13 protein-coding genes are annotated in these 21,188 nt (G+C 39.8%); 8 read left to right on the forward strand and 5 right to left on the reverse strand.

Annotated elements, in window-relative coordinates; genetic code table 11:
- Nucleotides 1-82 precede the first annotated feature (82 nt).
- The 3 genes from WKK05_RS06940 to WKK05_RS06950 form a co-directional block, all read right to left on the reverse strand.
- Nucleotides 83-2,461 carry a hypothetical protein gene (locus tag WKK05_RS06940; protein ID WP_341529027.1) on the reverse strand — a complete coding sequence of 793 codons (2,379 nt, stop codon included), beginning with the start codon at nt 2,459-2,461 and terminating at the stop codon, nt 83-85.
- Nucleotides 2,418-4,652 carry a hypothetical protein gene (locus tag WKK05_RS06945; RefSeq protein WP_341529028.1) on the reverse strand — a complete coding sequence of 745 codons (2,235 nt, stop codon included), beginning with the start codon at nt 4,650-4,652 and terminating at the stop codon, nt 2,418-2,420. Before WKK05_RS06945 ends, WKK05_RS06940 begins: the two co-directional genes overlap by 44 nt.
- A 1,317-nt stretch (nt 4,653-5,969) precedes the next feature.
- On the reverse strand, nt 5,970-7,889 hold the full coding sequence (locus WKK05_RS06950; RefSeq protein WP_341529029.1) for a protein kinase: 1,920 nt from the start codon (nt 7,887-7,889) through the stop codon (nt 5,970-5,972).
- A gap of 640 nt (nt 7,890-8,529) precedes the next feature.
- Here WKK05_RS06950 and WKK05_RS06955 point away from each other — a divergent pair.
- On the forward strand, nt 8,530-9,801 hold the full coding sequence (locus WKK05_RS06955) for a DUF4255 domain-containing protein (RefSeq protein ID WP_341529030.1): 1,272 nt from the start codon (nt 8,530-8,532) through the stop codon (nt 9,799-9,801).
- Nucleotides 9,798-11,786: an ATP-binding protein gene (locus WKK05_RS06960; RefSeq protein ID WP_341529031.1), complete on the forward strand. Its 1,989-nt coding sequence runs from the start codon at nt 9,798-9,800 to the stop codon at nt 11,784-11,786. Before WKK05_RS06955 ends, WKK05_RS06960 begins: the two co-directional genes overlap by 4 nt.
- Before the next feature lie 23 nt (nt 11,787-11,809).
- Here the strand turns inward: WKK05_RS06960 and WKK05_RS06965 are convergent, their stop codons facing one another.
- On the reverse strand, nt 11,810-13,501 hold the full coding sequence (locus WKK05_RS06965) for a M91 family zinc metallopeptidase (RefSeq protein WP_341529032.1): 1,692 nt from the start codon (nt 13,499-13,501) through the stop codon (nt 11,810-11,812).
- Between the two features lie 138 nt (nt 13,502-13,639).
- Between WKK05_RS06965 and WKK05_RS06970 the strand changes: the two genes are divergently transcribed.
- The 4 genes from WKK05_RS06970 to glgA all read left to right on the forward strand — a co-directional run bounded on the left by WKK05_RS06970 (nt 13,640) and on the right by glgA (nt 18,951).
- Nucleotides 13,640-14,452, forward strand: coding sequence for a hypothetical protein (locus tag WKK05_RS06970; protein ID WP_341529033.1), 813 nt, complete (start codon nt 13,640-13,642; stop codon nt 14,450-14,452).
- 312 nt (nt 14,453-14,764) lie between these two features.
- Nucleotides 14,765-15,931, forward strand: a complete 1,167-nt coding sequence (locus WKK05_RS06975) for an FIST N-terminal domain-containing protein (RefSeq protein WP_341529034.1) — start codon at nt 14,765-14,767, stop codon at nt 15,929-15,931.
- Nucleotides 15,932-15,937: 6 nt separating this feature from the next.
- Nucleotides 15,938-17,053: an ATP-binding protein gene (locus WKK05_RS06980; protein WP_341529035.1), complete on the forward strand. Its 1,116-nt coding sequence runs from the start codon at nt 15,938-15,940 to the stop codon at nt 17,051-17,053.
- A 419-nt stretch (nt 17,054-17,472) separates the two neighbouring features.
- Nucleotides 17,473-18,951, forward strand: coding sequence for a glycogen synthase GlgA (gene glgA / locus WKK05_RS06985; protein WP_341529036.1), 1,479 nt, complete (start codon nt 17,473-17,475; stop codon nt 18,949-18,951).
- 255 nt (nt 18,952-19,206) lie between these two features.
- On the opposite strand, the gene WKK05_RS06990 is transcribed toward glgA, so the two are convergent.
- A complete protein-coding gene (locus tag WKK05_RS06990) occupies nt 19,207-19,338 on the reverse strand; it encodes a hypothetical protein (protein WP_341529037.1) in 132 nt (43 codons plus the stop codon).
- 56 nt (nt 19,339-19,394) lie between these two features.
- Between WKK05_RS06990 and WKK05_RS06995 the strand changes: the two genes are divergently transcribed.
- Together WKK05_RS06995 and WKK05_RS07000 are read left to right on the forward strand one after the other, a co-directional pair.
- Nucleotides 19,395-20,465 carry a phosphatase PAP2 family protein gene (locus WKK05_RS06995; RefSeq protein WP_341529038.1) on the forward strand — a complete coding sequence of 357 codons (1,071 nt, stop codon included), beginning with the start codon at nt 19,395-19,397 and terminating at the stop codon, nt 20,463-20,465.
- A 154-nt stretch (nt 20,466-20,619) separates the two neighbouring features.
- A complete protein-coding gene (locus tag WKK05_RS07000) occupies nt 20,620-21,174 on the forward strand; it encodes a cysteine hydrolase (RefSeq protein ID WP_341529039.1) in 555 nt (184 codons plus the stop codon).
- The last annotated feature ends 14 nt before the right edge of the window (nt 21,175-21,188 follow it).

Consider the following 21,188-nt stretch of genomic DNA (forward strand, 5'->3'; position numbering starts at 1 on the left):
CGCTTTAGCGCTAAAGCGCAAACCACTAACCACTATGTGAATTACTTCTTAGCACTATTTATCAGTCAACCTTTGATAAATCTTACCTCCCAGGAATAGGATTAGTTTGTAGTTGGTTATTCTTAGGTGGTTGATTATTATTAGGTAGAAAAACAGGCGGAACTGGATTAATGCTGGGAGTAGGAGTAGGCACTACTTTTTTAATAACTGTAATTGCAAATCCTCTTTGTTGAGGCTGTTGCTTACCAGAATTATCATTTACTTGCAGTGCGATTTGCTCTGGGAATGCTTGATTAACTGGTAACCGTAATGAACCAACTGGTGAAACATCATTGCCGTATGGCAGAAGTTTAACCTGAATGTTTTCTCCCTCTACCCTCCAACCCAGAGTAACAGTTGCTCCTTCATTGAGAACCACATTTGGTTGTTCACTACCATTGATTGTAAAAGAAACAATCTTAAATGGTTTCGGCAGTATTTCAATTTTAGAGTCTGTTTTTTTAGAACTAATTCTAGCACTTCCATTGTTGGAAAAAGCTTTCATTTCAAATGTAAACGTCCCAGCCTTAGATGCTAGTAGAGGAACATTTGTACACTGCAATTGATTTGTTTCTGTACAAAGTTTTTGAAGTTTTGGGTCAATATTACCCTGATTAAACTTGTAAGTAACTGGTTCACTATAAGATGTACCATTATCTGCATTACCAGAAATCTGAATTTGCCCAAGCAGCACAGGACGCGCAATTGCCCAACTTAAAAGAATGTTTTCACCTTTTCTATACTGCGGTTTATCAGTCTTAAAATTCAGCACTTCTGCTATTTCTTTCTCAGCTATTTCTACTTGAGTTGTTTGGGTAGTTGTTTGAGTATTTCTGGAAAAAAGTTGCAGTCCCTTACGATAAAAGGCTTGTAGCTCAAAAGTATAATTTCCTTTTTGGCTGAATCCAGGTTTAACATTTTTGCAAATCAGTTCTTGTTTTTCTTTTACTTGACAAGGAGGTATTTCAGTGTTTCCCTTGCCAAGTTCATCGGGAATACCATTGCTAAAATCATAGGTCTTAGGTTGAATGGGTTGTGACCCTTTGGTTGTTAAAACCAGCTTTTGCAACTGTTTGTAATTATGAATATCCCAGTTCAAAGCTACCTCATCCTCACCTTCTGTAATTCGAGAATTATTGGCACGAAAATTTTCTAATCTCAAAGGGTCGGGATTTAAAATTCGCCAAATCAGAAATCCTAAAACTCCCAATATTCCCAAAATTAATAAAATCAACAATACAAATTGCCACCAAGGGCGGGATTTCCATACTAAGGTTCCTTGGGGCAATGTATTAGGTAGGGGTAAATCTTGTTTGTCTTTAATACCTACTTGAAAATTGATCTCTAACCCCGCACCAAACCACGGTCGCCGCCACCACGGTTTAGGTTTGAGGGTCAAATTAGCAACATTACTTTTACTGGGTAATAATCTTACCTCGGTTGGGTCAAAACTGTATGTATACAGTTCTTCTTCGTCTCGGCTTTCAAGACTCAATATCAATTCACGGACAATATTGCCCCGGTTAGCCAGCGATAATTCATACTTGCCAAGGCTACGGCTGACTCTTGCCAATATAGTAGTCAGTTCTACATCAAGGCGATAACTTGTCGGAATTTGGATGTAAACCAAATCCAGTAATACTAAATCTGGAGAGTTCTCCGAATACAAACGAATTGTTGGAGAATAGCTGCCTGCAAGGGTGTCCCCTGGTGGGTGAAATTGTAACAATATTTGACCTTTAGAACCAGGGTTAAGTTCTAGTGCAGCTCCCTCAGATACTAACCCTGTCCCTTCTAATCCAGTTGTGGGATATCTAATTGTGAACCAATCTTCGTCTAAGTCTGGGCAAGCCAAACGGAAACGGTCTACCAAATTAGAGCGATTGTCAACTATTACCTCCACTTGCAAAGGCTCATTCGGACTAAAAATCAGCGCCTTGTTGGGGTTGGTGTTAGGTCTGATAGAAAATGTGGGGTCGTTTACTCGAATGGCGGTCTGTTCTTTTTGCAGAACCTTAATTTGGTGCGGGAAGGTTATGGGAGTATCTTGGGGATAATGCTGAGGGGCGTCTACGACTAGGGTATAGTCATAGGTTCCAGGGAAGGCTTCAACTGGAATATGAAACTCAAATGTTACTTCGTCGCTAGTTTGCCCTGGAGCTAGCGCTAGGCTTTCTCTCGGAGAACTAGACCAGCCGATTAAATTTTGAAATACCTCATCAAAAACAAAATATAAGTCAATAACAGCACTCTGGTCTCCCTGGTTGATGACGACGGCATGGAGTTCAATGGTATCTCCTGGCATACCAAATTGAATTCCCGGTGGGTTGATGATAACTTTCAATGGATTGAGTTTAGCTTGCATACCATCGACTCCCTTACTTGATGCTGTGTAATTTGACCTGAGAATCTTCGCTGCCACTGACAATTAGCTTTTGTTGATTAATTTCTTTCAAGTCAATACTATTGATTTTCTTGGGGCTTTCGTAAATTTTTGTACCTTCGGCTGCTTTTGTTTTGTCGAGTTTATGTTCAGCGGTTAAGTCCCAAACAATGACTCGTCCATCATCTCCACCACTTACTAACAACCGACCATCTTCGCTAAATGCCAAAGTCCGCACCGATGTTTTCGATGCTGACCAGCGGTCTATGGGCGAGCAATTTAATTCGTTTACTTGCTCTTGCGGATTGGAATTTTTGATGGTTTGGCATTGATTTAAATTCCAAATCGTAATGAATCCCGCCGAATCAGAAGTTGCTAATATTTTTTCGGGAGAGTTAGGTACAAAGGCTAATGCCCAAACATAATCTTGACGCCCTACTCTTTCGTCGAATTTTTCTAGTTTTTGCTCTGATAAACTTTGAAATTGTTTTTTAGACTGAGTTGCATCCCACTGTAAAAGTACGAAACGCTTATAGTTTCCAGCAACAACTAGAGTTTTAGCATCAGAACTCAAAGCGAGAGCGCGAGCTTCAAAACCTGATAATTTCAATTCACGCTGGACATCAACAGATGTTGCTTCTGGCAGAAAATCTCTATTGGGCGATAGTCTTGACCATACTCTAACTTTACCACTGCCATAACTGCTGAATAAGTAAAGTGAGTTAGAAGTAAATACTAGGTCAAAAACCCTGTCACCTATAGCGTTTGGGTCTTGGCGGTCTTGAAGTTCGCCGATTTTTCTACCTGAAGGTACATCCCTTAGCTCAATTACACCATTGTCTAGACCAACTGCAACACGATTATTTTCTAATGGCATGAAGCGCGAGACCCGCACAGGGTTATTGGTAATTGCCAAAAGTCCTCTAGAGTTTTGCTGTCTACCACAAGCAACAGACTGCCCATCATACTTGATTCTTTCTGGTTCTAAGTTTTTGTCACCAATGCTCCAAAGTCTTAAGGTGCAATCGTCTGAGCCGCTGACAACAGATAAACCAATACCACTAAAACCAACTGAGTTCACAGAACGAGTATGCATAATTGGCTCTGTTTGCAGCAACCATGCTAGGAGTAATGCTAATAATGCGATCGCTGCCAGTTGCAACCATAAGGGTATAATTGGCAAAGCCTGTAATTCTAATGTCTGCGTGGCAGGGTCTGTACTACCCAACCGCTGGTCTGATAACTCCGATTTCGCCTCGAACTGCAAAGTTTTTCCTATACCTATCCAAGGACGTTTCGTTTTAGCATCTAAAATAACTTTCGTTGTCTCACCTAAATTCAGATTCGCTGTTTCCGGTGACTTCTTAAAAGTACATTTTCGCCAGTCTCTACCCTGAACTTGTACATCAATTTGCTGTTGCAGGTTGCTAGTATTTTTAAATAGCAATTCAAAGGAGCCTGTATCAGATTTCCAGTCTGGTAACCATGCGTTTTTACTGGGGATTTTTTGCTGTTTTTCTTTGGTGGTAAACTCAATAAAACCCACAGGTAAAACTTCCACACTGCCTTCAGCTTTTGCTGGGTAACTATTATTACTAACAGCTTCAATGGCAAACAGATAGTTTTGGCTGGGTGCTTGCACAACAGATGGAGGTTGGCATTGAAAAGTTACTTCTGCTTGTCCACCTGGTTCTACTGCTAAGCGCCGCTCTGCACTACCAAGCAGCCACGAAGGATCAACGCCTGTAAAACGTAATACCACATCAGTTGGTTGTTGTCCTAAGTTCCGCACTCGCACAGGTATATCTACTGTGTTGCGGGGATAAACTTGGAACTCCCTAACAGGCAATTCTACACTTAAATGAGTTGGGCTATTGTCTCGTTCAATTTTCAAACGCAGTACAAGTCTGCGCTGTTGTGCTAACTGCGGGGAAAAAATATTTATAGTTAAGTTGATTGTCCCGACAAATCCAGGAATAGGAGTATTAAGTATAAAGACTTGAAATACAGTACTACTACCGGGAGGTTTAGCTGCTGCAACTTCCGGTTCAAGTCTATACCAGCGATATGCTGGGTTGCGATTCTCTCCTGCTGCGAGAACTTCTAGTTGAAAATTTGCGAAGCGATCGCTGTCATTATTAACAATAACTTCAAACGCAGCCGGAGGATCACCTGGTCTAAATGTTAAGTTTTGAGTAGAACAACTAGCACTTATAACATTTTTGTCCATGCTTTTATATATTTATATTTTTTTAATATACATAAATAGTAGTATTGAGTAGAAAATTAATGTCTGCAAAAACTTTGATAGTAGCTCCTTGCTTTTTATTATCGAAGTTTATATATTTAATATATTGTTGACATATCTGTCAATCGATAGAAGTCACATTAATACAAATATCTATATCAAAATACGAATTTCTTAATTTAACCAGAGCAAAACCATTTAGGCTTCACTCAAAACAGTTGCGATCGCAGATTTTTTTACCCTTATAAAATCTTCAAAAGTACAATTAAGAAAACGATAATGCCAGTATTTATAATTGCCAAACTCCTTTTAGCTTTTTCTAATGCATTGAGACTTAGGGGAAAATCTCCAATAATGCCAACAATTCGCTTAGCATGGCAAAACTAAAATAGTGGAATAGAAATTTATAGTAGCGCTGTCTTGGCTTAATCAACTATAAATATAATGCCAAATTTAGTCTGATCACACCAGTAATGGCGTGACCGGGCTAATTTAGTGCCTAAAACATCAAGAAAATTTTCTTTTCTCTCTGTGTTCTCTGCGCCTCTGCGGTTTATTAATCAACTATTTTAATCCGGTCACGCCAGTAGAGTGTGCGTAAGCCCTACGCCACTAGATATTCTTCTGAATCTAGCGCTTCTCGTTTGTATGACATACACTCTGACCTCTTTCCTAAAAGGAGAGAGGCTTTGAATCTTACTCCCTTTCCCTTGCCTACGGTGTACACACAAGTCTGAAGTTGCTCAAGAATCTGGGTTTTACCCCACCCTAACCACTGCTTGAATTCAATAAACAACCACCCGAATTCAATAAACAACCACCCGAATTCAATAAACGACCACCCGAATTCAATAAACGACCACCCGAATTCAATAAACGACCACCCGAATTCAATAAACGACCACCCGAATTCAATCAACGACTACCCGAATTCAATCAACGACTACCCGAATTCAATCAACGACTACCCGAATTCAATCAACGACTACCTGAATTCAATAAACGACCACCCGAATTCAATATACTGATTGCATGAATTCTCAAGACCTCACTTTAAACCTGATTAACTAAGGTTTTAGCTTTAGTTTTACCGCACCCTAACCATCACTGCGATTAAGTGGGTAATCTTTGGGATTTAAGAAGAAATTCGACTTGTCTGTACACGGTAGTTCCCTTGCAGGGAAGGGGCTGGGGGTTAGGCCTGTATTGGATTCAACCCAGAAGCACTATAGTACTTGGCTTATATACTTAACCGCCTTCACTGATTTAATTGAGTATAAGTTCAGAATGTCGCAAAAATCACCTTGTAATATTAGTTTTTGGTGATTCTATACCATTTTCTAAGTTATTGCTATTCGCTAGACGATTATACAAATAGAATGCTAACGCTAAAGCAAGTACACTAGCACAAACCACTCCTATGGTTCGCCATAAATGACTATTAGTTTCATTGTTTGGCTGCTTATCTTGCCTTGGTTGAAAAATAGTGGCATCCGGTGAAACTTGTGGCTTAGTGGAGTTAGAACCGTGTCGTGGCTGATACAAAGTAGCATCCGGTAGCCCTGGTTGGCTGTTAGTGTTGGATGTGTGGCGCGGCTGATACAAAGTAGCATCCGGTAGCCCTGGTTGGCTATTAGTGTTGGATGGATGACGTGGCTGATACAAAGTAGCATCCGGTGGCCCTGGCTGGCTATTAGCGTTAGATGCTTGCCGTGGTTGATACAAAGTAGCATCCGGTGGCCCTGGTTGGCTGTTAGCGTTGGATGCCTGCCGTGGTTGATACAACGTGCCATCTGGCGGCACTTGTTGCCCGCTGGGGTTGGATGGATGACGCGGTTGAAATAACGTGGCATCCGGTTTGGCTGCTTGAGGGTTATTCACAGGAGGCTGTTGAGGATTGATACCTGCTGGTTGACTTGGCGTAGTAGGATTCAAAGGTCGAGGAGTCGTTTCGTGATTGGAACCTTGATTGTACTGAGGTGGCGGAACTATAAGGGTTTCTTCTGGTTGACTTGGCGTAGTAGGATTCAAAGGCCGAGGAATTGTTTCGTGATTGGAACCTTGATTGTAGGAAGGTTGGGGACGCAGAATAGTATCGTCGCTTGAGGAACGAGTAACGGTTTCGTGATTGGAATCTTGATTGTAGGAAGGTTGGGGACGCAGAATAGTATCGTCGCTTGAGGAACGAGTAACGGTTTCGTAATTGGAACCTTGATTGTACAAAGGTTGCGGATGGACATTAGCTTGTCCAGACGTGCTAATAGTCCCCGTTACAGATTTCGCAGCCGCTTGCAAAGCCTGATTTAAGGCTTCTACTGTTGCAAAGCGATTGTCTGGGTTCTTTTGGAGGCATTTCATAACTACAGCCTCCACTTCTACAGATAAATTCTCACATCCTGGTTGCGATCGCAACGGTTTAGGTGGCTCATAAGCATGAGCTAATACCCAGGATGCTTCACTCACCTGATTACCCTTAATGCTGATCCCGAATGGGTCTGCTGCACTCAGCATTTCATAAAGGATAATCCCTAAACTATAAATATCTCCCCTTGAATTCAGGTTTAGATCACTTTGGATTTGCTCAGGAGGTGCATAACGAAATGTGCCAATAAATGTACTAGTTATATTGGTTATATTCGTATTCTCTGTAGATTCACTACGGATTTTGGCTACGCCAAAATCCAAAATTTTCACCCACTCTCCCAAATCTGTAGGTACTAGAAAAATATTGTCTGGCTTCAAATCACGATGAACAACCTTAATATGTTCCGTGCTTTTGCCACCATCTCGTTGTAAGGTAACTCCTTGATGGGCAAGCTGTAAACCTTTGCAAACTTGAGCCATAATTTTCACAGTGCGCTCAACAGATAGCCGTTTTTCGCGCAGCAGTAGTTGCCTGAGTGTTTGTCCCCGTAAGTACTCCATTACATAAAATGGAAAACCTTCAGGAGTCACTCCACAGTCACTAATTTTGACAATATGGTCGCTTTGGAGTGCTGCACAGACTGCAATTTCACGCTCAAAGCGCTTCCTCATCTCTTGTGATGCTACAAGCGTATCTTTGAGTAGCTTCAACGCCACCTGCTGACCTACACGGGTGTCCATCGCGAGGAAGACTTCTCCCATGCCACCCCCGCCTAACTTTTGGTCTAAACGGTATCGCTGGTTATCACCTACAAAGCGACCATTCCAAGAATTTGATGAAGGTGGGGTTTTCATCTGATGGAACCCATCCTATTACTTTAAAGAGTTAGTTTTAATCTGAAATACAACTAAATATCACAAATTTTTTGTCTGCTCTATAATGTCAGACATTAGTGATTTATATTACTAAGGTTTATTGAATTACACTCAGCTTAGCATATTAACAACTTAAAATAAGGCTACTTATCTGTTAAAATGTTTAAAATTATGACTAATGGCAGTTGAAATTTGTTCCTGATATCTGATTTAACGCCGATTCGACGAGCGTTATCTACCTGATTCTTTGATCATCTCTTGAAAGCTGTTCCCTAATTCTTCCGTCATATAAACTCTACCCCTCGAATTAAGCTTAATTTAAGCTGCTAAGTAAGTAGACATAATAAAACTAAAGATACTTGTGGCTCGTAGTTGCGCTTTAGCGCTAAAGCGCAACTATAAACTTTAATTTATTGATGTCTAGCTGATTTGAAAATACTACTTCGAGCAGTATCAATATAGATGCCACAATGCCCCATGCCCATATTAGATTGACAGGATGTTTTTGGATCAGGGTACTAATTCCCAGCAAAAGGATGTTCAAATTTTTGCAAAATATATTCTGTCAATTTACTCTGGCGTACATGATTAAGATGTGCTGTAGCCATGAGGAATGAGAATGAGTAATGCGCTCTCTATAGCCGCCGTGACAGCAGTACTAAAAGTCTTGCTGGAAAATGGTTTAGTCAGTGATCCGATCACTGCCAGTCTTGGTGATGTAATGGTAACAGCCCTACCACCTGATCGAATTTCAGTTGAAGCTGACGAACGCGCTCAACTTAACCTCTTTCTCTATCAAGTGACGCAGAATCGAAATGTAGATTGGATTTCTCAAGAATTTCGGAACAGACACTCACGCCTAAATGGAACTCCACGCTCTACGACTCCGCCACTAGCTCTAGACTTACATTACGTAATCACAGCTTACGGAGCAAAAGATTTTCAAGCAGAGCTTTTATTGGGCTACGCGCTGCAAATGTTACATAAAACACCTGTGATTACAGCAGATATTATTGAGAATACTTTAATAAATGCATCTACAACTAATACTTCAAGTGCTTTTTCCCAAGCTTTGGCTGGTATTTCCGTGTCCGATTTAGCTGAGCAAATGGGACAAATAAAACTGAATCCAGAATTTTTTAACATGGAAGAAACTTCCAAGTTATGGTCTATTTTACAAACCCATTACCGACCTTCAGCTACATATTTGGCATCGATGATATTAATTGAGAGCAGTAACTTGGAGAATCCTGAAGGTTTTTATATGTTGCCTGTGTCTCAACCGAACATTGAGCAAGTTATTGCTCCAGGAAATACAGAGCAATTGATTGTTGCAGGTAGTAAATTAGTAATTCGTGGTAAACAGTTAAAGGGAGATGTCACAAGAGTTCGATTAGGTAATGCCCAGACATTATTAGTACCACAGGATGTCAAAGAAAGCCAAATCAGCTTGTTAATACCCCCAAATTTATACGCAAGCGTCCAAGGTGTACAAGTTGTACATCTGACAATGGATAATGCAGGGCAACCGATTGATCTAGTAGAATCCAACGTTGCGGCTTTTGTACTACATCCCACAATTACAGCATCGGTTACTCAAGCTGATAATAGTGGCGAAGATTTACGTTCAGCAGAAATTACTGTTAAATTTTCTCCAAAAGTCGGTAAAACACAGCGGGTAGTTTTGGTACTTAATGAGGTGTCAGCTACTAATTCGGTAGCTTATTATTTCCCCGTTGCAGCACGCACCGAAGACACTGATGTCATTACTATTCCAGTTAAAGTCAAGCCAGGAAATTATATTGTACAGGTGCAAGTAGACGGCGCTCAAAGTCCGCTACACAAAAATAAGACAGGGGAATATGATTCGCCACAGGTGACAATTTTATGAATGAGAAGATCGCTCCCAATTGGGATGAGGCAAACCAGCAGCACCTAGCAGCAGCCTTAGCCGTGGTGCGAGGTATTTTAGAAAATTACACAGCAAATTCACAAAATCAACCTCTGGTTGAAGAGCAAGAGAGTTTACAGCAAGCTCTACAGCAAGCAGCTGCGGCAATGCCTGCACCATCAGCATTGGATAAACTATGCAGAATGTTTGCTCTGTCATCTTTTGAGCGCGATTTGTTGCTGTTGTGTGCAGGGATGGAATTGAGCGGAGATTTTGCTAGATTGTGTAGTGTCGCTCACTCAGATGCCCAACGTGCTTACCCAACCTTGAGTTTAGCTCTAGCTGCCTTGCCTGACGTCCATTGGGATGCGATCGCTCCAAATGCACCCTTACGTCGTTGGCGGTTGATTCAAATTGGCGATGGCCATGCTCTTACCCTCAGTCCCCTGAGAATTGACGAGCGGATTTTGCATTATCTAACTGGCATCCAATATCTTGACGAACGCTTAGCTGGAATTATCGAACCATTAGAAGAGGTGAATGATTTAGTACCGTCGCACCAAGCTTTGGCAGAGCGCATAGCCGCAGTCTGGACGCAAGCTCAGAAGACAAATACTTCACCAATCATCCAGTTATGTAGTAACGAAACTGCAAGCAAACGCACCATTGCAAACCAAATTTGTCAACTCCAGGGTTTGAGTTTGTGGGTAATGCCAGCACAAGTTATCCCACTCATTCCCAGCGAGTTGGATAATCTCATCCGGCTGTGGACTCGCGAGACAATTTTAAGTAGAAGTGCCTTACTAATCGATTGCAACGAACTAGAGACAAATGATGTAGCGCGAATCAATGCGATCGCTCATTTCATCGAACGCACTAAAGGCTTTTTGATCATCACAAGTAGAGAACGCATTGGCTTGCAACAACGCCTAGTAGTCAGTTTTGATGTGCATCAACCTACTTCCAAAGAACAAGATGCCGTTTGGCAAGATGCACTAGCTGACTTAGCACCGCAAATGAACGGGCAAGTAAAAAATCTCGTGGATCAGTTTAACCTGAGCGCCGCAACCATTCGCGCTGCTTGTGCAGAAGCCGCAGGACAGCTAGCCCAAAAACAGGATAGTGATATAGGTAATATTGTCTGGGATGCTTGTCGCCTACAAGCACGGCCGCAGTTGGATGAACTCGCCCAACGGATTGAGCCTTTTGCTGATTGGGAAGACTTGGTATTACCAGAAGCACAGAAGCAGATTTTGCGGGAAGTTGCGGCTCATGTCCGGCAAAGGAGTACCGTATATAACAATTGGGGTTTTGCTGCCAAGAGTGGACGGGGGTTGGGAATCAGCGCTCTATTTGCCGGAGCCAGCGGTACAGGTAAAACCTTGGGTGCGGAAGTGCTAGCGCGGAGGTTGCGCCTCGACCTTTATCGGATTGATTTATCGTCAGTAGTCAGTAAATATATTGGGGAAACAGAAAAGAACCTGCGACGGGTGTTCGATGCTGCCGAACAAGGCGGGGTGATTTTGTTGTTTGATGAAGCTGACGCTTTATTTGGTAAACGTAGTGAAGTCAAAGATGCACGCGATCGCTATGCCAACATTGAGGTTAGCTACCTATTGCAACGTATGGAATCTTACCCAGGTTTGGCAGTTCTCACAACTAACCTTAAGAGTGCAATTGATACAGCCTTCCTGCGACGCATCCGCTTTGTTGTGCAGTTTTCTTTCCCTGATACAACGCAACGAGCAGAAATTTGGCGACGCGTCTTTCCCGCAGATACACCGACAAAAGGCTTGGATGCAATGCAACTAGCGCGGTTGAATGTGGCTGGTGGTAATATTCGTAACATTGCCTTAAACGCCGCTTTTCTAGCTGCTGATGCCGCAGAACCAGTACAGATGAAGCACTTGTTGCGGGCGGCTCAGACAGAATATACCAAGCTAGAGAAGCCGCTGACTGAGGCAGAAATTGGCGGGTGGATGTGATTTTAAGTCAATTTACAAATTACTTATTTATCTATCCGTCCCCCAAGTTTGCCATACATAATTCGCCGGACTGGAAAACCTATCTGTTTAAGATATTCAGTTTCATCTTTCACAGTATTTTTCTCTTCCTGATTGTTCCAAGCACCTAAAGTGTACAAGTCGTTTGAGTTACGTTGTTTGAGTTGGGTCACGTCTTGTTCGCCGTGAGCAGCATGAAGCGCATGAGTTAGCTCATGGAAAAGTTTGGCATCGTCTGGTACATTGTATGTCGGCGTAGAAGATATATTCGCGGGTTGCTTGCTGGGATCTTTAGTACTTAGGTCTAATTGTTGGTCTGGATCAAAGAACACTTGACTTCGAGAAGGCAGACCCGTACCTCGATGATTAGGATCTTGGCTGGGTTTGCCCTTCTTGGCTCCATGTCCAGTACCAGCAGCATCTATTGATCTCTGAGATGAACCATTTTTTCGAGAAGGTGAAGTCAAGAATATATCTACATCCTTTTTACTATTTACTAGTTCACTTATTAATTTAAAACCGATTGGTGTTTGAATTATCTTTCTTACTATTGTTAATAAGTTTATTTGTAATTCATCATTTGGTCTATCTATAGTCTCAGCAAAATATGTAGATTTAATTTTAATATTATTGCCGACAACGATTTCATCACCTTTTATTTCTGCTGTTATATTAACTGTCGGTTGTTTTTTGTCATTATTGGTGACATCACTAGCGACTTGATTATATTCATCTATTGCTTCAGTTTTTGTTGTTACTAATTCTTTCTCAATCGCATCTAATCCCTGGCTGATTGCTTCCAGATCAATATTGGCTACTTTATGTTCATCTACACCACCGTATAATTCATTACCTTGACGTAATTTCTTAATTTTATTTTTTCTAGCAAACCAGTTTTTCTCTCTGATACTTAATTCTTGCTCTACAGATTCGAGACCCTTTTCAATTAATTCATTTATAGAATCTAGCCCTTGCTTCATGGCTGGAATATTAAAATGTATTGGTGTTTCCAGCTTAATGCCTTTAACTATAAAAATTTCTTGAAGTCTTTGATATCTTGTTTTTTCTTGCTGCAATTTATTCTTTTTAAATTCCACTAACTGAATTTTTTCTTGGTTCTTGAGAGTAGGGATGTACCTTTTACTATTCGGCACTGCCGATTTCATTTGCAATTCATCTTCTTCAGGCAAAGCTTCTCTTTGAAGTTTGTTACTTTGTGACTGATGAATTTGTTGCACCACTTGCTCGTACTTATCTCCAGACTCGCCAATAGTCAGCTTTGCCTGAATTGATGTCGGTGTATCTGGTCTTCTTATTGGAATATTGGCAAAATTATGAGCACGTCGAGTTGCTCTTTGCAGTCTCGCATTTAATAATCCATCCATTTTAGTTTGCAATACAGTTAGGCACTCCTGCCCTTCTGGCGTAATCATGCCATACTTCGCCTGTAGCTCTAGTTTACTTGTCTCCATTTGTTGCTTAGCAAAAGCATCATTTTCAATATCCTCAACTAGCTTATGTCCCCTTGTCGCATTTGTTGGTGGAATACTAGAAAATTGAGGCGCAAGCGAAGAGGTATTTTCTGAGGTTTTGGGATTGGAGGCAGTGGATAAGCGAGTTGTAGAGAATTTCATTTTACAGCCCCTCTTCAAATTAGTATTCTCTGATCTAGGATATTTTATTTTTTGTAAGTTCATTAATATATTTTAAAAGAAGTTGAAGCTGAGCGATCGCGCATACGCCAACTCCATAAATTCGACTGAAGTCTAAAGAATTAAGGCAATAGTGGGTGAGATAATATATTTAACATCCACTCTTGACTTATCAGATTAGCGATGAAACAACGGCTACAAATCCACAAAAAAGCTGACTCATCTGCTGCTAAATCAGAGCAAAGTCAGCCCTTAACTAGTTATCCTCAACTTCGCTCTCATAAGCCTCTCATACAGGCGAAATTGGAAAATCAAAAACTTCAACAGTATCAGGTCGAAGCAACAAAACTCAAAATACAGGCAAAGTACGGCACTATTACCTCAGAAGGACAGGAACGACTTACTTTGTTACAAACCAAGATGGATGAGTCGTTGCAGCAAGAAAAAGAACACTCATCTAAGTTTGGCCATAACCTTGCCGACATAGCAATTAAACGTCAAAATCAAGTTACACAACCACAAATTCAATCCCTTTCTGAGCCACTTGTACAACCAGCACTAACAGTTGGTGAACCAGGAGACAAGTATGAACAAGAAGCTGATGAAGTAGCTGCTTCTGTAGTCAATCAAATTAATACATCTGCTTCACAAAACGAGGATGCACAGCAAACAGGGTTACCGACAAACAGTAATGAACCAGTAAGACTTGAAGAAATATTAGCAGCCAAGAAAAAAGAAAAGTTTTTACAAGAATATTCTTTAGCAAAAACCCTAGTAAATGATATTGATGAAACATTACCACGCGACAAAATTTTAGAGCAACTTCTCAAAAACTTTGGTAATATTCAATTTCAATACACAATGGTGAGTAAAAGCCATGAAAATCTTTTAAGAGGCACTTCAGAAGGAGATTGTCAGACATTAGCACGCGCTTTCAAAAAAGTTGCAGAAGAATATTTTGGCATTCCCAAAATATCAATTAATATTTTTAATTAGGCAATTAATCGTGTTTTTTGGCTTTCGGGCGTGATAGCTTTGAAAGTCCATTCTCGTTTTATAGCAATTTTAAAACGAATGCAACAGATATGGATGGACGTACATAAGTACGCTTCTATATCTGATTTGTGTGCTACAAATATTTTTGCGAATAGTTATTACACAGCTAACTGCATTAGAAGTACTGAATCATTGGTGAGAACTGAGAATTTAACTTTATTAAAGAAAGCGGGGTTCTGAAATATTGCAATTCTACCAAACTAAGTGGGAATACTAAGTCTGGAAGTGAGGCAAACTTGCTAAGAGGTAATAATGCTAAAAGTTGCTGTTGGCCACAGTGAAGATCCTGATTCTCAAAGTGCTATTGAGGAAGTTTTAGATCAATGTCTGACAGCGTTGACAGACACTATTCCTCAAGCGGGTCTATTATTTGCTGCGATTGATTTTGAACATACCCTAATCCTCGAAGCAATCAATGAGAAGTTTCCCGGAATCGAACTGATTGGTTGTACGACAGATGGTGAGATGTCTTCAATATTAGGTTTTCAGCAAGACTCTCTCACACTTATGCTTTTTTGCTCTGATACGGTAGAAATCCGTGCAGGAGTGGGATATGGAACCAAAGAGAATGCGATCGCAGCTGCTTTGGCGGCGGTTAAACAGGCAACTCAAAACATTAACACACCTCCCAAACTCTGTATTACGCTACCTGCAAGTTACACAAGCGATGGTTCGATAACTAGCAGTGATTCGATTCTTTGCGGATTGGACTTAGCTTTAGGTTCACAGGTTCCGATTATTGGTGGTATGGCCGGAGATCAATTCCGAATGCAAACGACCTACCAATTTTGTCGAACTGAAGTCCTAACAGATGCTCTACCCGTCCTCATCTTTGCTGGAAACCTGCAATTCTCTTTTGGCAGAGGATGTGGGTTACAACCGATTGGTCATAAGAGTATTGTCACCAAAGCTCACGAGACAGTTTTACATGAGATTGATGGTAAACCAGCACTAGAATTTTATAGACGCTATTTAGGCGATCGCTTACCAAGCCCTGAGAATGCACTAGCAGTTTATGAACAAGATAGCGAATACTATTACATGAGGGTTCCTAATAGTTGCAATACTGAAACAGGCAGCATTACTTTTCTGTGTAATATTCCTGAACAAGCAATAGTACAAGTAACAGAAATTAGTCGTAATCAAGTTATTGAAGCAGCAGAAAATTCCTTAAAAATAGCTTTAGAAAATTATCCAGGTACGCAACCAGAAGCAGTGTTGTTATTCTCTTGTTGCTGTCGTCGTTGGATTTTAGGTACAAGAGCAAAAGAAGAGTTTCATCTCGTGAAAAAAGCTCTCCCTAAAACTACACCCATCTGCGGATTCTACAGTTATGGCGAATTTGTTCCACTAAGATTACAAGGAATAAATTATTATCATCAAGAAACATTTGTTACTCTAATTTTAGGTACAAAATAAAAATTTATGGAGTCAGCAGATGCTCAAGAGCAAATTAAAAAATTAGAAAAAGAAATTCGGACTCTGAAAAAAAAGCTAGAGCGGTCTGAAGCAGATCGCAACCAATTAGAGGATGCCAGCGATCGCAGCGAAGCCATCCTCAAAGGTGTGATTCGAGAGTTAGAAGAGTCACAAACTGCTTTAGAAAACCGCAGTCGTGAGCTAGAGATTGCCTTAAAAGACCTCAAAGCATTACAGGTAAAACTTGTTGAATCTGAAAAAAGGTCTGCTCTTGGTATTCTGGTTGCTGGTATCGCCCACGAGATTAACAATCCCGTTAGCTTTATCTACGGAAACTTAACTCATGCTAATTCTTATTTTCAAGATTTACTCAGATTAATTCAACTATATCAGCAGTATTATCCTGAGCCTGCGGTGGCAATTAAACAAGAAGTTAAAGCTATAGAACTGGACTTTATTAAGAACGATTTAGAAAATATGTTACAATCAATGTATAGTGGAGCAGAGCGAATTTCTAATATTATCAAATCCCTGCGAAACTATTCCCGATTGGATGAAGCAACTTTTAAAATAGTTGATATTCATCAAGGAATTGATAGCACACTAATGATTTTAAATAGCCGCTTGAAAGGAACTTCAAAAAATCCTAATACTATTCAAGTAATTCGAGATTATCAACAACTACCATTGGTGGCGTGTTATCCCAGCCAACTCAATCAGGTATTTATGAACATTCTGTCTAATGCGATTGATGCGTTAGAAGAAGCAAATCAGCAGCGCAGCTTTGAGGACATTATTACTCATCCCAATACGATTTTGATTCAGACTCGTCTAATCAATGAAAATCAAATCCTTGTTTTAATCAAAGACAATGGGATTGGAATTTCAGAGAAAATTAAATCTAGATTATTTGACCCTTTTTTCACAACTAAAACTGTAGGTAAAGGAACTGGATTAGGTTTATCTATTAGCTATCAAATTGTGACTGAATTACATAAAGGTCAACTTTATTTTAATTCCATACTAGGAGAAGGTACAGAATTTATTTTGAGGCTACCGATAACATCTCAATTAATACAGGAATCCGATTTAGTTATAAAAAAGACTACCAGAGAATACTAAGGAGTCTAAAAGTTTAACTGAAATAATAATACAGCCAATAATTGGTAAAATACGAGTAAAAATGCTGTTAAAAACCGTTAATAATTATACTTGCTTCATAAATTACATTTAGCGATCGCATTGGTCGCGGCAATTCTTTAGCTCCTAAACTTATAATTATGTCCAATTGAAGATATCTGCAATGCATTATTTGCGATTTTAATCAGCCATTTAGTAGTTGATTATCTAACTATTCTCTGCATTTTGGTATCTTTAGTAGTATTTTCTGGCTAAAATTGATACCACTAAATTTCCTAATTAGGGGGTGTATGTCAACTTTTTATCACCACCATTAAGCCACTCCCTTGTCAATAAGTACATTTTTTATATACTGATAAAAATAGAGTTTAAATAAATATTTGTGAAGCGAGGACATAAGTATGTACATTGTACAGATTGCCTCGGAATGCGCTCCTGTTATTAAAGCAGGAGGTTTAGGGGATGTTGTTTACGGGCTAAGTAGAGAATTAGAAAATCAGGGAAATTGTGTAGAACTGATACTGCCCAAATACGATTGTATGCGCTACGACCATATTTGGGGGTTGCATGATGCCTACCTTAACTTGTGGGTTCCCTGGTTTGATGCAGCAATTCACTGTTCAGTTTATTGCGGTTGGGTACATGGACGGGTATGTTTTTTCATTGAACCTCACAGTGAGGATAATTTCTTTAATCGCGGCTGCTATTACGGTTGCGATGATGACAATATGCGCTTCGCCTTTTTCAGCAAAGCAGCTTTAGAATTTCTGCACAAAAGCAATAAGCGTCCCGATATCATTCATTGCCATGACTGGCAAACAGGCTTAGTTCCTGTGATGCTCTATGAAATTTACAAATATCATGGCATGGAGTATCAACGGGTTTGCTACACCATCCACAACTTTAAGCATCAGGGGATAGGTGGTATTGACGTTCTCCGCGGCACAGGATTAAATCGAGCGCCTTACTACTTCGATTACGCTCGCCTACGTGATAATTTTAATCCTTTTGCCTTGAACTTTATGAAAGGGGGTATCGTTTACTCCAATGCAGTCACCACAGTTTCACCTAACCATGCCTGGGAAGCCCAGTATACAGAGATTGGTAGCGGTTTAGGTCATACATTACATTTGCAACAAGATAAATTCAGTGGGGTTCTCAACGGTATTGATAATGATTTTTGGAATCCCAAAGTTGACCGCTATATCCCCTACAACTACAAACAAGACGATTTTGAACAAAAACTATATAACAAAAAAGCTTTGCAAGAGCGCCTGATGCTCCGCTATGCTGATAAACCAATCATTGCTTACATTGGTCGTTTAGATCATCAAAAAGGTGTGCATCTTGTTCATCACGCAATTTATTATGCACTAGCTAAAGAGGCGCAATTTGTATTACTAGGTTCAGCAACAGAATCAGTAATAAACGCTCATTTCCAGCACGAAAAACAATTTTTAAATAGTAACCCCGATGTGCATTTAGAATTGGGTTTTAACGAAGAATTATCCCACTTAATTTATGCAGGGGCAGATATGATTGTTGTCCCTAGCAATTACGAACCTTGTGGGTTAACTCAAATGATTGGCTTGAAGTACGGCACTGTACCCATTGTTCGCGGTGTTGGTGGGCTGGTGAATACAGTATTTGACCGAGATTACGAACAAAATTTACCTCCAGAAAAACGCAATGGCTATGTCTTTTATCAGACGGATTACCTTGCTCTGGAGTCAGCAATGGGTCGGGCAATTGATTTGTGGTATCAGTCTCCTGAAGACTTCCGCAAACTAGCTATTCAAGGAATGGAGTATGACTACTCGTGGAATAATCCAGCGGCGGAGTATTTAAAGATTTACGACTGGATAAGACACAAATGGTAAGTCTAAATAATTCGTAATTCGTAATTCGTAATTCGTAATTCGTAATTCGTAATTCGTAATTCGTAATTGTGTAACTAGCAACTAACTTTCTTTTTTCGAGAACGAGAAGTTGTATTTATTGTTGCTGGCCTGCACGTTTACAATTATGGGTTAACAATTAGGAATTATTTTGGCATTACCCTCGTTGAGTTTTCTTTGTAACAGGCAGTACGCTCAGGCGGCTGCCTTAGTCTTTTTTATACCTTGCTCTTGCGGTTATGCCAACAGTTCAACAAGTGGCGTTTGAGGAACGAAACCTAAGCCAAGGCAGATTTCTCCAGTTTGGGGTTTGAAAACATATTCTAGGGCGATCGCGTCTCCCTCTTGGGAGAACCGCCTCAGCCTCACTCAGTAGTAAAATCTTCTTTAGAGATAACAATTGACAGAAAGTTACTTTTAAAAATATGAATAATTATTTAAATACTATCGATAATCCTTGGATTCAAGCAATACATACTACTATAAAAGGAAGAGCTAGATATAAGGTAAGCGGACTTCTTCATTCTGAAGCTCTCAAAAAATACCTGGAATTGAGATTATCACAGGAAGAAATAATTGCACGAGCTACTGCTAATCAATTCACAGGCAATGTTCTGGTTATTTTTCATGAAGATTTTACTTTTAAAGATATTGGCTTCCTCCTCAGAGATATTGTCTTAGATTATACAAAGAAAACCAGCAAAGTCTTTGTCAATAAAGCTCACATCAGCACAGCAGGAAAAAAAGCAAAAATTTTAGCTACAAATGAAGTGGGCAGTCAGTTTCTATCAAACCTGTCTAATTACTTGTCATTCCAAAATCTCCGCGTTAGCCTTAATAAGTATTCAACCAAACGCAATATTATTATAGTATCAGGTGCTGTTGGAACGCTTGTAGTTGTTACCGCCTTACTACACAGATATGGTGTAGATCAAGGCATTTTGTTAGCAATCCAGAAACTACACACACCACTATTTGACCGCATCATGCTTGGTGTAACTTCTCTTGCTGACCCACTGACTTTGCTGGTGATTTGTTTGGGATTGGAAATAAATTGGGAATATTATAACCATCACTGGGAAGCAACTACCTTAAGTCTAGCTACAGCAGGTGCGATAGGCTTGAATTATTTGTTGAAAGTAATTTTTGGGAGGGCGCGTCCAGCATTATGGAACCATATTATTGATGTTGGTCAACATAGCTTTCCTAGTGGTCATGCAATGGTTTCAATCGTGATTTATGGTTTTATTGCCTATATTTTAACGCAGCAATTTCCTCAATGGAAAAAACAGATTTCAGCTTTAACTGTTATCTTAATTATTGCGGTAGGCTTTAGTCGGCTTTATCTAGGCGTACATTGGCCTACTGATATATTAGCTGGCTATGCGATAGGCTTAGTATGGTTGATCTTCTGTATTTTCATTTTAAAAGCCGTGCAGAAATCCGACCTGTTAGATAGAGCTTCCCTAGTTGATAAAAAGCTAGCGCTTATTTAGAAAAGCTTCCCAGCATAATTTTATAACGCAGGGAGGCCTTAGAGCTTTCCTTTTTGACTTTCGAGCAATGCCTTCAGCAAGCCGCTAAGGCGTCTACGCATAAATATTTGACTGACTTATATCTAACAAACTAATCAAGCATAACAGCTACTATATGAACTTCTGCCTATTTATCATTGATATTCAAAATGGATTTATATCTCACAATACAAATCATGTTCCACAAAGGGTAAAATCTCTATTAGAGCAAAATATATTTGAATACGTCGTTTTCACAAGATTTATAAATACACCTAACAGCCCTTATGTAAAATATCTCAATTGGCATGAACTTTTTTCTAAAACGGAACAAAAAATTGTTGATGAAATTGAGCCATTTGCTCAAGTAATTTTTGATAAAACTATATATACTGCTTGTAATGAAGAAACTCTTAGTTTTCTGAAAGAAAACAATATTCAAACAGTCTTGCTTTGCGGTATTGATACTGAAGGCTGTGTATTAAAAACTGCTATAGATTTTTTTGAAAACAACATTATTTCTTATGTTTTAGAGTACTACTCAGCATCAAATGGAGGTGAGAACTACCACCAAGCAGCTATTTTAATTTTAAGCCAGCTAATTGGAATCAACAATATTATAACTGAACCTCTAGATAAACATAATCTCAATAAATACTTAGATAAAATAATAATTTCTCACAAAGGATAATTTTTTATTGTAAA

The sequence above is a fragment of the Nostoc sp. UHCC 0302 genome, from assembly GCF_038096175.1.
Lineage (GTDB): Bacteria > Cyanobacteriota > Cyanobacteriia > Cyanobacteriales > Nostocaceae > UHCC-0302.

What these genes read in the sequence shown, in the direction of transcription:
- WKK05_RS06945 (WP_341529028.1), bottom strand. Translation starts at nt 4,652, where the DNA reads ATGGACAAAAATGTTATAAGTGCTAGTTGTTCTACTCAAAACTTAACA.
- WKK05_RS06950 (WP_341529029.1), bottom strand. Translation starts at nt 7,889, where the DNA reads ATGAAAACCCCACCTTCATCAAATTCTTGGAATGGTCGCTTTGTAGGT.
- WKK05_RS06955 (WP_341529030.1), top strand. Translation starts at nt 8,530, where the DNA reads ATGAGTAATGCGCTCTCTATAGCCGCCGTGACAGCAGTACTAAAAGTC.
- WKK05_RS06960 (WP_341529031.1), top strand. Translation starts at nt 9,798, where the DNA reads ATGAATGAGAAGATCGCTCCCAATTGGGATGAGGCAAACCAGCAGCAC.
- WKK05_RS06965 (WP_341529032.1), bottom strand. Translation starts at nt 13,501, where the DNA reads ATGAACTTACAAAAAATAAAATATCCTAGATCAGAGAATACTAATTTG.
- WKK05_RS06970 (WP_341529033.1), top strand. Translation starts at nt 13,640, where the DNA reads ATGAAACAACGGCTACAAATCCACAAAAAAGCTGACTCATCTGCTGCT.
- WKK05_RS06975 (WP_341529034.1), top strand. Translation starts at nt 14,765, where the DNA reads ATGCTAAAAGTTGCTGTTGGCCACAGTGAAGATCCTGATTCTCAAAGT.
- WKK05_RS06980 (WP_341529035.1), top strand. Translation starts at nt 15,938, where the DNA reads ATGGAGTCAGCAGATGCTCAAGAGCAAATTAAAAAATTAGAAAAAGAA.
- glgA (WP_341529036.1), top strand. Translation starts at nt 17,473, where the DNA reads ATGTACATTGTACAGATTGCCTCGGAATGCGCTCCTGTTATTAAAGCA.
- WKK05_RS06995 (WP_341529038.1), top strand. Translation starts at nt 19,395, where the DNA reads ATGAATAATTATTTAAATACTATCGATAATCCTTGGATTCAAGCAATA.
- WKK05_RS07000 (WP_341529039.1), top strand. Translation starts at nt 20,620, where the DNA reads ATGAACTTCTGCCTATTTATCATTGATATTCAAAATGGATTTATATCT.